The sequence below is a fragment of the Pseudoalteromonas sp. SG43-7 genome, from assembly GCF_014164295.1.
Lineage (GTDB): Bacteria > Pseudomonadota > Gammaproteobacteria > Enterobacterales > Alteromonadaceae > Pseudoalteromonas > Pseudoalteromonas rhizosphaerae.
In genome coordinates this window covers 1-13,636 of record NZ_JACJEY010000018.1, presented here as the reverse complement: position 1 = coordinate 13,636, position 13,636 = coordinate 1, and the positions used below count along the sequence as shown (strand labels likewise).

Here is a 13,636-nt window from a genome sequence, read left to right as displayed (position 1 = left end):
ATTGTCATTAGCTTAGTAATATTAAAAAGAAACTTGCCCTTTTTTCATATGGTGAAATAACCGACACTAAGCATAATATTTATAACTGGCAATAAGTTACACTATTGGCTAATAATAGAAGCTCATAAAATAAGGATGTTTTCGCGTAAAAATAGGCAAAGTGTCCTCTGATAAAAATTTTATACCTTTTACGGAGGGTGCTATGAGTAAAATATCCGAACGCATTAAACATACGAGAATTACACATGGCTACTGCTTAATATGTAGTACACATGGGAAGTTGTCCATAGATCATGTTCCTCCTCAAGGGGCAGTTACTATAACGAAAGTTGAACAAAGACATATCTGTGAAATGATTGGTATTAAGGCAACTTCTATCAAAGGTGTTCCATCTACAAATGGTAGCAAATTCCGTACTATTTGTAATAAATGTAACAGTACAGTTTTGGGCGTAGTTGACTCTGAAGTTGCAATGGTAAGTAAAAATTTAACTTTAAAAATCAAAGATCATTTTCAGTATTTTAATAATATTTATAATTCTGTCTCTGTGAATATAAATGCATTAAATTATGCTCGTGCAATGATTGGACATATTTTAGCGGCCACATCTGTTACTGAATGTCTTCAGCCATCTGAACCCTCACCATACTTTACACCTCTTCAGGATTTCGTATTGGGTAATGATAATGCACTTAATGAAACACATGATTTGTATTTTTGGTTTTACCCCCGTGATCGTCATGTCAGTGCAAAATATGTCCATTTTGTAAATAAAGGGCATTCTGCTGGTATTAGCTTATTGGCATTTTATCCGTTGGCATTTCTAATTACCCCTAAAAATGCAGGAATATATCCAGCACATGCACAGAAGCTTGAATTAACAATGAGCAAACTTGTTCTTAACTTATCTTTACACAATATCAAGTATGTAGATTTCCCTTTTGTTGAATTACATGGAAACTCAATGTATTTATTATATGAATGTCAGGCAATAATTAGCTATCCAGTTAAAAATACAAAGGTATAAAAAGGCATTTAAACTAAAAAACAGTGAGTTATGTGTACTAGCTCAAACTTAATCGACGTTAACTGTCATAGGAGGTAAAGTGGAAATTTAAAGGCCGAAAGTAGGGTCTTGCCTTTTGCCAGTTTTTTTGGAATGACTATATATGCATACACTTCGGTCTAATTTTTACCACCATGACTGATATATTTTTAATGTTTTCTCTTTAGCGCAGCGTCTCTTAACCTCTTTGTGAATAAATTACTTAAAGGGCTTTCCCGAAATTGAGAATACATCGAAGAAATAAAAACACTCGATAATGCAGTACCTAGATCCAGACTCACAAGGTATCTTTTCGTTGAGTTTCGTTTCACTCTACCCTACCTTGCGTGTTACATAAAAGCAGCGCGAGGTAAACTCGAGCCTACAAGCCACTCCCCTAGACCCTAGATACCTAGCACCTTTAGCCTTGTACCTAGCTCCTGTGGCTTTAATTCAAAGTGAGTTAATCTCTTCTTTTTTAATGCTTACTTGGATGTAACAGTGCGACTAAAGCAAATAACCATTTAGCATTGAAAAGCGACCATTCAGCAATATTCAGGGTGCTTTTCGACGCTAAATGCGTACCATGAACATATTCATTAACTACTTGTATTGATCATGGCCAATCTCACATTGCAGCGAAATGAACAATTCGCAATTTTAGCTATCGTTGCCGCCATAAGCTTTGCTATCAGCCTTACTGATTGGGTGCAGCGGAGCATGTTGTTGTCGGCGAATATCGCGCTTTCTTCTATTTTGGCTGTTGTGCTGCTCTACTGGCTACCTATGATGATAAGTTACGTACTCATCATTCGTTTCAATATAGGCAATTGGCCGCTGCAATATATTGGTTTTTACGGGTTGATGGTAATGGGCTGCTTATGTTGGGGTGTACTCAGGAGTGGAATGTTAAATACCCATGCATTTTCACTGTTTGAGGCGCTAACCATCGCACTGCCTTGGTCTAGCGGTATTTTTATGGTGGTTAAGTTCTACCTTTCCCAAAAGTTGCTAAAACAAGAAAAACAGCTTCGCCAACTTGCTGAAATTAAGTTATTACACAGCCAGTTAAACCCGCACTTTATGTTCAACAGCCTCAACACAATCGCAGCCTTTGTACCAAAACAACCAGAAGTAGCACAGTCTTTGGTTCATAACCTCGCTGCGGTATTAAGGTATTCATTAACGCATTCAGTAACAAACGGAAAAATACCGAGCAAAGTATCCGTTGCTGATGAGCTTATTGCACTAAATCAATGGTGTGAGATAGAGCAAAACCGATTTGGGGATGCGCTTATTATCGACTTTGATATCGACGACGCGCTGTTGAGCGAAGTAATACCGCCAATGATTTTACAGCCGATTTTGGAAAATGCAGTAAAACATGGCAACAGCAGGCCGCTTCACATTGATGTATTAATCAAAAGGGTAGCGAACCAGTTAGTGTTTAAAATCAGTGACAACGGGATGGGCTTTAAGGAGCTGGACAAAGTGGGTTCTTCAGACGCGGGACTCGGTCTTTCAATCACGCGCTCACGCTTAAAGTTGGAAGAAAATGCCGAACTTGAGCTTTGTAACGACATGCACAGTGGCGGTGCAGTTGTCAGCTTTTCACTCACACGAGGAGCAAAGGAATGTTGAACATTGCGATTGTGGAAGATGAGCAACCTTCCATTGATAAGTTAACTGAACAACTTGGCCAGATCACTAAGCACAATCTAATACTAACTTGTAACACGGCATTAGCATTTCTTGATGCACATAAAGAGCTTGCGATAGATATTGTGTTTGTAGATATTAACTTGCCCGAATGCAATGGTGTCACTTTGGTCGAAGAACTACAAGGGGCGGGGTTTTCAGGTGCGATAATTTTTACCACGGCTTACAGTGAGTTTGCGGTTGAGGCCTTTACGCTCGGTGCGGTTGATTATCTGCTCAAACCCTATAGTACTGAACGCCTAGCGCTCGCTTTATCGAGAGTCAATCGTGTTACAACAACAGAGTCAGTCGCTACTTTAACAAGTAAGGTTGCGGGAAAAACATCGCTAATTGATGTCAGTAATATCGAACTTATAAAACTGGAATACGGTCAAGCCATCGCGTTTAGCAATGGACAACAATATCCCATTGATGGCTCCCTTGAGGAGATCCAACACCAATTGCCAACACATTTCTTAAGAGTTCACCGTCATGCCATTGTAAACCAAAGTGCGATAACTGCTTTTGAACGTTGGGTTACAGGGGGTTACCTTGTCAAATTACGTGATAGCAATTTGCAAGTTGTGAACAGCCGTGGCGGTGCAAAACTACTCAAACAACAACTGAGCAACACAGGGCTCAGCTAACTCAAAAAAGGTAATAAAATGATTAAAATTATGATGCCATTTTCTTTGGTAGGGCTTCTTGCGGCCTGTTCAAATGCGACTATTCCTGATATTAAGCGCCAGTTTATCGACGATGGTCAGACTCACCCACTGGTTGTGGTGTTAGGTGGCAGCGAAGGGGGAAATACACTCGCTAATCCTCAGTGGCAACCATTTTTAGATGGCTTTAATGATATCGGTATCTCAGTCGCGGCACTTGGTTATTATGGCACTGATAATACACCGAACAGTGCAGCTGAATTATCTTTGGATGGCATAGCCAAACGGATAAAAGCATTGAGTGCAGACCCAAAGATAAACCAAAACTGCGTGGCGGTATATGGCTTTTCTAAAGGAGCAGAGCTTGCATTGTTACTCGGTGCGCACTTTGAGGAGATAAACCATGTTGTGTCCATCATGCCTAGTCACATAAGCTGGAATGCTGTTAAGACCTTGTCTTCTCGCTCGAGTTGGACGCTCAGCGGCAATGCTCTGGACTACATTGATGCACCACTGCTGTCATGGAAAATGCAAAAGGGGAATGTAACGGGTGAGTTTACACCTGCCTTTGAGGCTGCATTGGCTGAGGCAACTCCTGAAGCAATTGCAGCCGCTCGTATCCCGGTTGAAAAAACCAATGGGCCAGTGCTACTGGTCTCTGCCAAACACGATGAAATTTGGCCATCGTACAGAATGGCTGGATATATAGAAGCTGGTTTACACGAAGCTAGTTTCTCTCATCCATTTAAACATATCGCACTTAATTCGGGTCACTACAGTTTTAACAAAAAAGTGAAAACTGAGGTAAATCAATTTTTAAGCGAAACCTTGGTAGCACGTTGCGCGAATAAGTAGTAATGGACAAAATGGGGGGGCATGTTACATAAAAGCAGCGCGAGGTAAACTCGAGCCTACAACATCGCACTCCCCTAGTCCCTAGTTACCTAGCGCCTTTAACCTTTATTGGCAAGGTCATGATAAAAAAATACTGAAACGTATAAATTTATTAATTAAAGATATTCAATGCAGCCCACATGAAGGGTTAGGGAAGCCTGAGCCATTAAAACATGGTTTATCAGGATATTGGTCTCACCGCATAAATGATGAGCATAGAATCGTATACAAGTACCAAGACGATACACTTTTAATCGCGCAATTAAGATATCACTACAGTACTTAAAAAATTACAATCATTGCACGAGGTAAAGGTAAACTCGAGTCTCCAAACCAACTCCCCTAGCCCCTAGCCCCTAGTTACCTAGCACCTTTAACCTTTAACCTTTATATTTTGCTTACAAAAAAAGCGCCATTAGGCGCTTTTTTCGGTTTGCTTAATTAAGCATTACTCTGTGGCGGCTTGCGCTTTAGGTAAGTTTAATTCTGCATTTGCTTTTAAAGCTTCAATGAATACCATGTAGTTTTTGTTAACTTGGGCCATAGTAATATTTTGCTTAAGCTGAGCGTCAATCTCGCCTTCAACAGTAGCGTTAGTCACTGTTTTAAGTGCTACGATTGCCGCATCACCGTTGTTTAGATCAACTTTTTCAACTACTGGCGTGTCAGTTGGGTGTGCCATTTTAAAGGCATGTTGAACGATTGCAGGCGAAACAGTGTAAGCTTGACGAGTTAGTGCCGCTTCTTGACGAAGTTCTAAGCTTTGCTCAGTTACTAGGTCATTTAAGCTCTTGCCAGCTTCAATTTCAGCATATAGTGTTGTTGCTTTTTCTTTCGCAAGCTCTGATGCTTTTTCACTAACTAAACGTGCTTTAATTTGCTCTGATACATCAGCAAGTGCTTTTGTTGCAGCTGGTACATGCTCTTTAACACGCACTAACACAACATGCTCATCGCCCACTTCGATAACTTCAGAGTTCATTTTATCTTCAAGCACATCTGGTGAGAAAATTGCAGCTAATACCGCTGGTGTATTAAGCGGCGCAGGTAGAGAATTACGGTCAACTAATGCTGTTGTTTGTACTTCAACACCGGCAACTTCTGCAGCATCAACTAAGGTATCTGAAATTTCAAATGCAATAGCGCCCATTTCTGTTTGCTTTTCATAGAATGCATTTACTTTTTCAGTACGCTCAAGCTCAGCACGTAAATCAGCTTTAACAGTGTCATACGCTTTTACTTGTTGGCTCTGAATATCAGTTAACTGAATAATATGGTAACCAAACTCAGATTGTACAACGTCTGAAAAATCCCCTTTATTTGCTAATGCGAATGCCGCATCTTCAAAAGCAGGATCCATCATGTCACGTTCGATCCAATCTAAGTCACCACCCATTTCAGCACTAACGGTATCATCAGATGATGATTCTGCTAATGCCGCAAAATCACCGCCTTGTTGTAATTGTGCTAACAAGTCTTCTGCTTTGGCTTTTGCTGCATCATCATCTTCACTGTTATCAATTAAGATATGCGATACACGGCGTTTTTCAGGTTCGACGTATTGTGCTTTGTTTTGATCATAATATGCTTTAACGTCTGCTTCGCTAACATGAGTTTCAAGTGTTAAGTTAGCTGCATTTAAATCAATGTAGTTTACTGATACTTGCTCTGGCGCTAAAAACTGCGACATATTTAGATCATAGTAATCGGCAATTTCTTGCTCTGTTACTGTCACGTTTTGCTGTAAAGACTCTTTGCTGATCACGACATAGTCAATATTGCGCGTTTGCTGTTGTAGCGCAACGGCATTAGTCAGTTCGCTATTTAGAGCAAAATCGGTACCTGCAACCGCTGAAATTAGCTGGCTACGAGTCATTTCTTCACGTAAATATTCACGAAATGCGTCAGGTTGAAAGTTCATTTGACGGATAACTTGTAAGTAACGATCGTTGTTAAATTGCCCACCAATTTGGAAGTATGGCAATTCTAAAATCGCTTTACGAACACTGTCGTCACTAACACGTAAGCCAAGTTCGGCCGCTAGTTGAGTTTGCAATTCTTGTTGTACTAGACGGTCAACGACGCCTTGACGAATTTGTGCCATGTAATTTGGATCAGCAGCAATTTGTGCAAAGTATTCGCCAAATTGTTGCTCTAAACGTGCACGTTCATTTTGGAACGCACGGCTAAACTCGGTTTGGCTAATTTTAACTCCATTTACTTCAGCTACGGGCTGCTCTGTGGTTTGACCTAAGTAACCACCGATCCCTGCTAAGGCAAAAGATAAAATCACCGCGCCTAAAATAATTTTAGCTACCGGTCCTTGTGAACCTTCTCTGATTTTCTCAAGCATTTATTTATCTCTATTCTATTCGAGGCAGAAATCGCCTTGCTTATGTAAAAAAAGCGTATCTTACCAGATACGCTTTTTTACTTGAAGCAATTGGCGAGAAAGAACGTTAATTAAGCTGTAAAAGCGATTAACTTCTTACACTACCAAACTAACTCACTAAAGAGCAGTGATTAGCTGTTACATGCATCTTTAAGCGCTTTACCTGCTTTAAAAGCTGGGATAGTCGCTGCAGCGATTTGAATTGTTTCGCCTGTTTGTGGGTTACGGCCTGAACGTGCAGCACGTTCACGTACTGAGAAAGTACCGAAACCAACTAATGCTACTGAGTCGCCATCTTTAAGAGCGCCAGAAACAGCCTCGATGAATGAATCAAGTGCACGACCCGCAGCCGCTTTAGAAATGTCAGCATCAGCTGCGATTTGATCGATTAATTGAGATTTATTCACAATATCATCCTCTTTCATTGTTATTATCAAGAGCGATTGTTTTTTAAACTAACATCACTATTTTGAAAATTTTAGAGCAAACTTTTTCATGCTCATACGATTGTAATTTTTCTTCAGCCTAGGCCACATAAGGCCTCGGCTTGAAAACCAGTGCTTAACTTATCATACCATCTAGATTTGAAAAGCCCTTTAAAGCACTTTTTTTCGCTTTTTTACTGGTTTTTTGATGTTTCGACTGAAAAACTCTCAACTGGGTGTACTAAAGCCAGTTTTAAAACCTCATCAATCCACGTAACTGGGTGAATATCAAGTCCTGCCAATACATTGTCAGGGATCTCTTTTAAGTCACGTTCGTTAATTTTTGGAATAATGACCGTTTTAATTCCACCACGATGAGCGGCTAATAGTTTCTCTTTTAAGCCACCAATTGGTAATACTTCACCACGTAAGGTGATTTCACCCGTCATCGCCACATCAGCACGTACCGGGTTACCTGTAAGACTTGATACCAAACCTGTTACCATCGCGGCGCCAGCACTTGGTCCATCTTTTGGAGTTGCCCCCTCAGGTACGTGAACATGAATATCACGTTTTTCGTAAAAATCACTGTTGATACGAAATGCATCAGCGCGATTACGTACAACTGTCATAGCTGCTTGAATCGACTCTTGCATTACATCGCCTAGTGACCCGGTGTAGCTTAGTTTACCTTTGCCTGGTACTGCGGCACATTCGATGGTCAGCAAATCACCGCCCACTTCAGTCCACGCTAAACCTGTAACTTGGCCAATGCGATCGCCGTCTTCAGCTTTACCATAATCATAGCGCTGCACACCTAAGAAATCTTCAAGGTTGTCAGCATTAATAGTGACTGTTTTAGTGCCTTTTTCAAGCAAGATATTCTTCACCGCTTTACGGCATAACTTAGATATTTCGCGTTCTAAGTTACGTACGCCCGCTTCACGGGTGTAATAACGAATAATGCCGATGATTGCACTGTCTTCGATGATTAATTCACCATCTTTTAAGCCATTGCGTTTAACTTGTTTAACAATTAAATGCTCTTTGGCAATATTCAGCTTTTCATCTTCGGTATAACCCGATAACCGGATCACTTCCATCCGATCCAATAACGGACCAGGAATGTTAAAGCTGTTTGATGTAGCAACAAACATTACGTCAGATAAGTCATAATCGACTTCTAAGTAATGATCCGCAAAATGGCTATTTTGCTCAGGATCAAGTACTTCAAGCAGTGCCGATGCAGGATCGCCACGCATATCTGATGACATTTTATCGATTTCATCTAACAAGAATAATGGATTTTTAACGCCCACTTTACTCATGTTTTGAATCAACTTACCTGGCATTGAACCTATGTAAGTACGACGGTGGCCACGAATTTCTGCTTCATCACGAACACCACCTAGTGCCATACGAATATACTTACGCCCTGTAGAACGAGCAATCGATTGACCTAATGACGTTTTACCAACACCCGGTGGACCCACAAGGCACAAAATAGGGCCTTTGAGTTTATTGGTACGCTGTTGCACAGCGAGATATTCAATGATGCGTTCTTTGACTTTATCAAGACCGTGATGGTCGCTGTCTAAAATCTTTTGTGCGCCCGCTAAGTCTTTTTTCACTTTCGAACGTTTTTTCCACGGCACATTAATTAATGTGTCTATGTATGAACGTACAACCGTGGCTTCTGCCGACATAGGCGACATCATTTTAAGCTTAGCAAGTTCAGAGTTCGCTTTTTCTTGTGCGTCATTGCTCATACCTGATTCTTCAATGCGCTTTTTCAGTGCTTCGAATTCATCTGGTACGTCGTCAAGCTCGCCTAATTCTTTTTGAATGGCTTTCATTTGCTCATTGAGGTAATACTCACGTTGCGACTTTTCCATCTGCTTTTTAACGCGGGTACGAATTTTTTTCTCAACTTGCAGTAAATCAATTTCACCTTCCATCAACGCCATTAAATATTCAAGACGTTCTGTAACATTGGTGATTTCGAGTACTTTTTGCTTTTCAGGCACTTTCAGCGGCATGTGCGCTGCCATAGTATCGGCAAGGCGCGGCGCTTCATCAATGCCACTGACCGAGGTTAACACCTCTGGTGGTATTTTTTTATTTAGCTTTACATAGCCTTCAAACTGACTGATGGCACTGCGAATAAATACATCTTGCTCTTGCTCATCGATTTCTTCTGAACCAATAAACTGCGCATTAGCAACAAAAAAGTCTTCATTATCAATAAAGCTTTCTAGTTTTGCTCGCTGTGTGCCTTCAACCAGTACTTTGACTGTGCCATCAGGAAGTTTAAGCAATTGTAATACCGTGGCTATGGTACCAACACGGTAAATATCATCTTGCTCAGGCTCATCTACGGTCGCGTCTTTTTGCGCAACAAGGAAAATTTGTTTGTCTTTATCCATTGCCGCTTCAAGGCATTTTATTGATTTTTCACGGCCTACAAAAAGCGGGATCACCATGTGCGGATATACCACGACATCGCGCAGTGCTAGCACCGGGATTTCGACTCGATCTGTTCTCTCAAGCGTCATTATTTTTCTCTTCGCTCTTCATTTATTTTAAAGATTACTCAAGTATATGGGGATAACCTAAGTAAAGTTCAACAATTTAACGCAACTGGATTAAATAAATTATAAAAAAAGGAGCACTAGGCTCCTTTTTATTATCAAAATGAGTAAATTTTACTCAGACGCTGCTTTATCTTGGCTAGCGCTTTGATAAATCAAAATAGGATCTGATTCACCTTTGATCACGGTTTCGTCAATCACGACTTTGCTGACGTTTTCCATTGAAGGAAGTTCGTACATAGTATCAAGTAACACCGCTTCAACGATTGAACGAAGACCACGGGCACCTGTTTTACGCTCCATCGCTTTATGAGCGATAGCACGCAGTGCGTCATCACGGAATTCAAGTTCAACGTCTTCCATACCAAATAATGCGCCGTACTGTTTCGTTAAGGCGTTTTTAGGCTCATTTAATATTTGCACTAAAGCCGACTCATCGAGTTCAGTTAACGTTGCCACAACAGGTAAACGACCGATGAATTCTGGGATCAAACCATATTTCACTAAATCTTCTGGCTCAACATCTTTAAATGTTTCACTTAAAGAACGGCTCGCCGCAGATTCTTTTACGTTAACCCCAAAACCGATACCGGTATTTTTATGGCTACGCTGCTCGATCACTTTATCAAGACCAGAGAATGCGCCACCACAGATGAATAAGATTTTAGAGGTGTCTACCTGTAAAAACTCTTGCTGTGGGTGTTTACGGCCGCCTTGTGGTGGCACAGATGCCACAGTACCTTCAATTAGTTTAAGCAGTGCTTGTTGCACGCCCTCACCAGATACATCACGAGTGATCGACGGATTATCAGATTTACGTGAAATCTTGTCAATCTCATCAATATAAACAATACCACGTTGCGCTTTTTCTACATCGTAATCACATTTTTGTAGCAACTTTTGAATGATGTTTTCAACATCTTCGCCCACATAACCAGCTTCAGTTAGTGTGGTTGCATCGGCCATTGTAAACGGCACATCTAATAAACGCGCTAACGTTTCAGCTAATAATGTTTTACCACTGCCGGTTGGGCCAATAAGTAAGATATTACTTTTGCCTAACTCAATATCCGTTTTACCGGTTTGATTACGCAAACGTTTGTAGTGATTGTAAACCGCTACTGACAGTACTTTTTTGGCGTGATCTTGACCAATAACATAATCATCTAAATGATTACGAATTTCTTTTGGTGCAGGCAGTTTATCAGAGGTATTGTGCTTTGGCGCAATGTCTTTGATCTCTTCCCTGATAATGTCGTTGCATAGCTCAACACATTCATCACAAATGTATACTGAAGGGCCAGCAATTAACTTACGAACTTCATGCTGGCTTTTGCCACAAAAAGAGCAGTATAACAATTTATTACTTTTGTCGCCGTCTGTAGGAGTGTCAGACATTCAGCTACCTCATCTTATACGTTGGCTGCCAAACTACTTAGCAGCTATTTTAATACGCTTAACTATACCAAAAAATATTGGTTTTCACAGTGTAAACAGCTCAAGCTAGTACTGTTAGTTACCAGCTTGTATTTGTTACTTGCTGTCGCGACTAGTAAATACCGCATCAACTAAACCATAATCAACAGCTTGGCTGGCGCTCATGAAGTTATCACGGTCTGTATCTTTTGAAATCACATCTAATGGTTGGCCGGTATGCTCTGCCATTAAACGGTTTAATTTATCTTTAATAGACAAAATTTCTTTGGCGTGTATTTCAAAATCAGATGCTTGACCTTGGAAACCGCCTAATGGTTGGTGGATCATCACGCGTGAATTAGGTAAACAATAACGTTTGCCTTTTGCACCAGCAGTCAATAAAAATGCTCCCATGCTCGCCGCTTGGCCAACACAAATAGTACTTACATCTGGTTTAATGAAATTCATAGTGTCATAAATCGCCATACCCGCAGTCACTGAACCGCCTGGCGAATTAATATATAAAAAGATATCTTTTTCTGGGTTTTCTGATTCTAAAAATAGCATTTGCGCTAAGATCAGATTAGCCATGTTGTCTTCAACTTGACCTGTTAAAAAAATGATTCGCTCTTTTAATAGTCTCGAATAAATATCATACGAGCGCTCGCCTTTCGCTGTTTGTTCAACAACCATAGGTACTAATGCATTGAGTGGATCTGTAATACCAGTGTTCATATTTATCTAATTCCTTATGCGCTTATACTTATCCTTATTATAAGGAAGCATAGTTATTTTTTGGCGAAATTGAAGGCCACAAACTAAAATGGCTCGGGCACACTGCATAATACAGAGTAACACGAGCCATTTAATCGTTAGCGAGGGCTTAAGTCAATGACTTATTAAGCACCTTGCTGTGGATTCATGATGTCATCAAATGCTTTTTCAACGTCAGTCACATTTGCTTTAGCTAAAATAGCTTCAACAGCTTGCTCTTCCATTGCTACATTACGCATTTGTTGCATAAGTTGATCATTTGCTTTGTAGTATTCTACAACTTCAGTTGGATCTTCGTATGCAGAAGCCACTGTTGCAATTAATGCTTCAACTTTTGAATCATCAACTTTGATCTCGTTCGCTTTAATTACTTCACCTAATAATAGGCCAGTCTTAACGCGTGTTACTGCTTGTTCATGGAACAACTCTGCTGGAAGCTCAGGCATGTTTTTAGCGTCGCCACCAAAACGTTGTGCAGCTTGTTGACGTAGTGCATCAATTTCTTGATCTACTAGCGCTTTAGGCACGTCGATTTCGTTGTTAGCTAAAAGACCTTTAATTGCTTGGTCTTTCACGTTAGCTTTAACCGCTTGGTCAAGTTCACGTGTCATGTTCTTTTTAACTTCTTCTTTAAGAGCGTCAACACCGCCTTCAGTTACACCAAACTTAGTTGCGAATTCTTCGCTAAGTTCAGGTAGCTCTTGCGCTTCAACTTTCTTCACTGTGATAGTGAATTGAGCTGCTTTGCCTTTAAGATTTTCAGCATGGTAATCTTCAGGGAAAGTTACGTCAGAAACAACTTCTTCGCCTGCTTTTTTACCTACGATGTTATCTTCAAAACCTGGGATCATACGACCTTGACCAAGTTCTAATGGGAAGTCTTCAGCTTTTCCGCCTTCGAATACTTCACCGTCGATAGTACCTACGAAATCAACCGTTACACGGTCTTTTTCGCCAGCAGCTACATCAACTTCAGCCCATGATGCATGTTGCTTACGAAGTGTTTCTAGCATGTTTGCTAAATCTTCGTCAGTTACAGTTACAGCTGGTTTTTCTACAGTGATTTTATCTAAACCTTGAACTTCAACTTCAGGGTAAACTTCAAATGTTGCAGAAAATTCTAAATCTTTACCTGCTTCAAGTGCTTTAGGAGCAAATGTTGGTGCGCCAGCAGGGTTAATTTTTTCAGCTACGATAGCTTCATAAAAATTACGTTGCATTACTTCGCCAGCAACTTCCTGACGAACTGCGCCACCGTAACGTTTGTTGATTACAGACGTTGGTACTTTACCAGGACGGAAACCATCAATACGCTGGGTTTTAGACAGTTGTTGTAAGCGTTTTTTTACTTCGGTCTCAACGTTCTCTGCAGGAACGGTGATGGTCAGACGGCGCTCAAGGCCTTGAGTCGTCTCAACAGAAACTTGCATGATATACCTCAATCTTCAATTTTGGCGACTGTTCGCCTTCCTTACAAACACGGTAATCACTATGCGTTTTGGCACGTTTAAAGTCATTAAAGCGACTTATCAACCCCATCTTCACTATAAGATACCAATGCTGCTCTGCCCTTCGGGCACTATGTTAAACAATAGACGCGGCATTATAACCTAATATTTATGATAGTCGAGTCTAGGGGGCAATTATTTGGTCAGATAGCGGATTAAGCAAGCATAGCGGATAAAAAGTAGGCGTTTAAGTTAGCAAGTTAGCAAGTTAGCAAGTTAGCAAGTTAG

General features: G+C 40.6%; 10 protein-coding genes and 1 pseudogene. 5 read left to right on the top strand and 6 right to left on the bottom strand.

Annotated elements, in window-relative coordinates; translation table 11 throughout:
• The first annotated feature begins 202 nt into the window (after positions 1-202).
• The 5 genes and pseudogenes from H5200_RS10210 to H5200_RS10190 form a co-directional block, all read left to right on the top strand.
• Complete coding sequence (locus H5200_RS10210; RefSeq protein WP_182761440.1) at positions 203-1,027, top strand: metal-binding protein; 825 nt, start codon at positions 203-205, stop codon at positions 1,025-1,027.
• 636 nt (positions 1,028-1,663) lie between these two features.
• On the top strand, positions 1,664-2,686 hold the full coding sequence (locus tag H5200_RS10205) for a sensor histidine kinase (RefSeq protein WP_182761439.1): 1,023 nt from the start codon (positions 1,664-1,666) through the stop codon (positions 2,684-2,686).
• Positions 2,680-3,390, top strand: coding sequence for a LytTR family DNA-binding domain-containing protein (locus H5200_RS10200; RefSeq protein ID WP_182761438.1), 711 nt, complete (start codon positions 2,680-2,682; stop codon positions 3,388-3,390). Before H5200_RS10205 ends, H5200_RS10200 begins: the two co-directional genes overlap by 7 nt.
• 18 nt (positions 3,391-3,408) lie before the next feature.
• Entirely contained in the window at positions 3,409-4,263 is an 855-nt protein-coding gene (locus H5200_RS10195; protein ID WP_182761437.1) for an acyl-CoA thioester hydrolase/BAAT C-terminal domain-containing protein, read from the top strand.
• A gap of 103 nt (positions 4,264-4,366) precedes the next feature.
• Positions 4,367-4,588 (top strand): annotated as a pseudogene (locus tag H5200_RS10190) (Txe/YoeB family addiction module toxin); the annotation flags it as partial.
• A gap of 162 nt (positions 4,589-4,750) precedes the next feature.
• Here the strand turns inward: H5200_RS10190 and ppiD are convergent.
• The 6 genes from ppiD to tig form a co-directional block, all read right to left on the bottom strand.
• Positions 4,751-6,655, bottom strand: coding sequence for a peptidylprolyl isomerase (ppiD, locus tag H5200_RS10185; RefSeq protein ID WP_182761436.1), 1,905 nt, complete (start codon positions 6,653-6,655; stop codon positions 4,751-4,753).
• Positions 6,656-6,825: 170 nt separating this feature from the next.
• The gene (locus H5200_RS10180; protein WP_301562686.1) at positions 6,826-7,128 is read right to left on the bottom strand and encodes an HU family DNA-binding protein; all 303 of its coding nucleotides are present in this window, start codon (positions 7,126-7,128) and stop codon (positions 6,826-6,828) included.
• Positions 7,129-7,313: 185 nt separating this feature from the next.
• Complete coding sequence (gene lon / locus H5200_RS10175) at positions 7,314-9,674, bottom strand: endopeptidase La (protein ID WP_145241462.1); 2,361 nt, start codon at positions 9,672-9,674, stop codon at positions 7,314-7,316.
• A 150-nt stretch (positions 9,675-9,824) separates the two neighbouring features.
• Positions 9,825-11,108 (bottom strand): ATP-dependent protease ATP-binding subunit ClpX, encoded by a 1,284-nt coding sequence (gene clpX, locus H5200_RS10170; RefSeq protein ID WP_145241464.1) that lies wholly within the window; start codon positions 11,106-11,108, stop codon positions 9,825-9,827.
• Positions 11,109-11,243: 135 nt separating this feature from the next.
• Positions 11,244-11,861 carry an ATP-dependent Clp endopeptidase proteolytic subunit ClpP gene (gene clpP, locus H5200_RS10165; RefSeq protein WP_145241466.1) on the bottom strand — a complete coding sequence of 206 codons (618 nt, stop codon included), beginning with the start codon at positions 11,859-11,861 and terminating at the stop codon, positions 11,244-11,246.
• Between the two features lie 164 nt (positions 11,862-12,025).
• Complete coding sequence (tig, locus tag H5200_RS10160; RefSeq protein ID WP_149980757.1) at positions 12,026-13,330, bottom strand: trigger factor; 1,305 nt, start codon at positions 13,328-13,330, stop codon at positions 12,026-12,028.
• Positions 13,331-13,636 lie beyond the last annotated feature (306 nt).

Coding starts and splice junctions, on each gene's coding strand:
- clpP (WP_145241466.1), bottom strand. CDS start 11,861: ATGAACACTGGTATTACAGATCCACTCAATGCATTAGTACCTATGGTT.
- H5200_RS10195 (WP_182761437.1), top strand. CDS start 3,409: ATGATTAAAATTATGATGCCATTTTCTTTGGTAGGGCTTCTTGCGGCC.
- clpX (WP_145241464.1), bottom strand. CDS start 11,108: ATGTCTGACACTCCTACAGACGGCGACAAAAGTAATAAATTGTTATAC.
- H5200_RS10200 (WP_182761438.1), top strand. CDS start 2,680: ATGTTGAACATTGCGATTGTGGAAGATGAGCAACCTTCCATTGATAAG.
- H5200_RS10205 (WP_182761439.1), top strand. CDS start 1,664: ATGGCCAATCTCACATTGCAGCGAAATGAACAATTCGCAATTTTAGCT.
- ppiD (WP_182761436.1), bottom strand. CDS start 6,655: ATGCTTGAGAAAATCAGAGAAGGTTCACAAGGACCGGTAGCTAAAATT.
- lon (WP_145241462.1), bottom strand. CDS start 9,674: ATGACGCTTGAGAGAACAGATCGAGTCGAAATCCCGGTGCTAGCACTG.
- tig (WP_149980757.1), bottom strand. CDS start 13,330: ATGCAAGTTTCTGTTGAGACGACTCAAGGCCTTGAGCGCCGTCTGACC.
- H5200_RS10210 (WP_182761440.1), top strand. CDS start 203: ATGAGTAAAATATCCGAACGCATTAAACATACGAGAATTACACATGGC.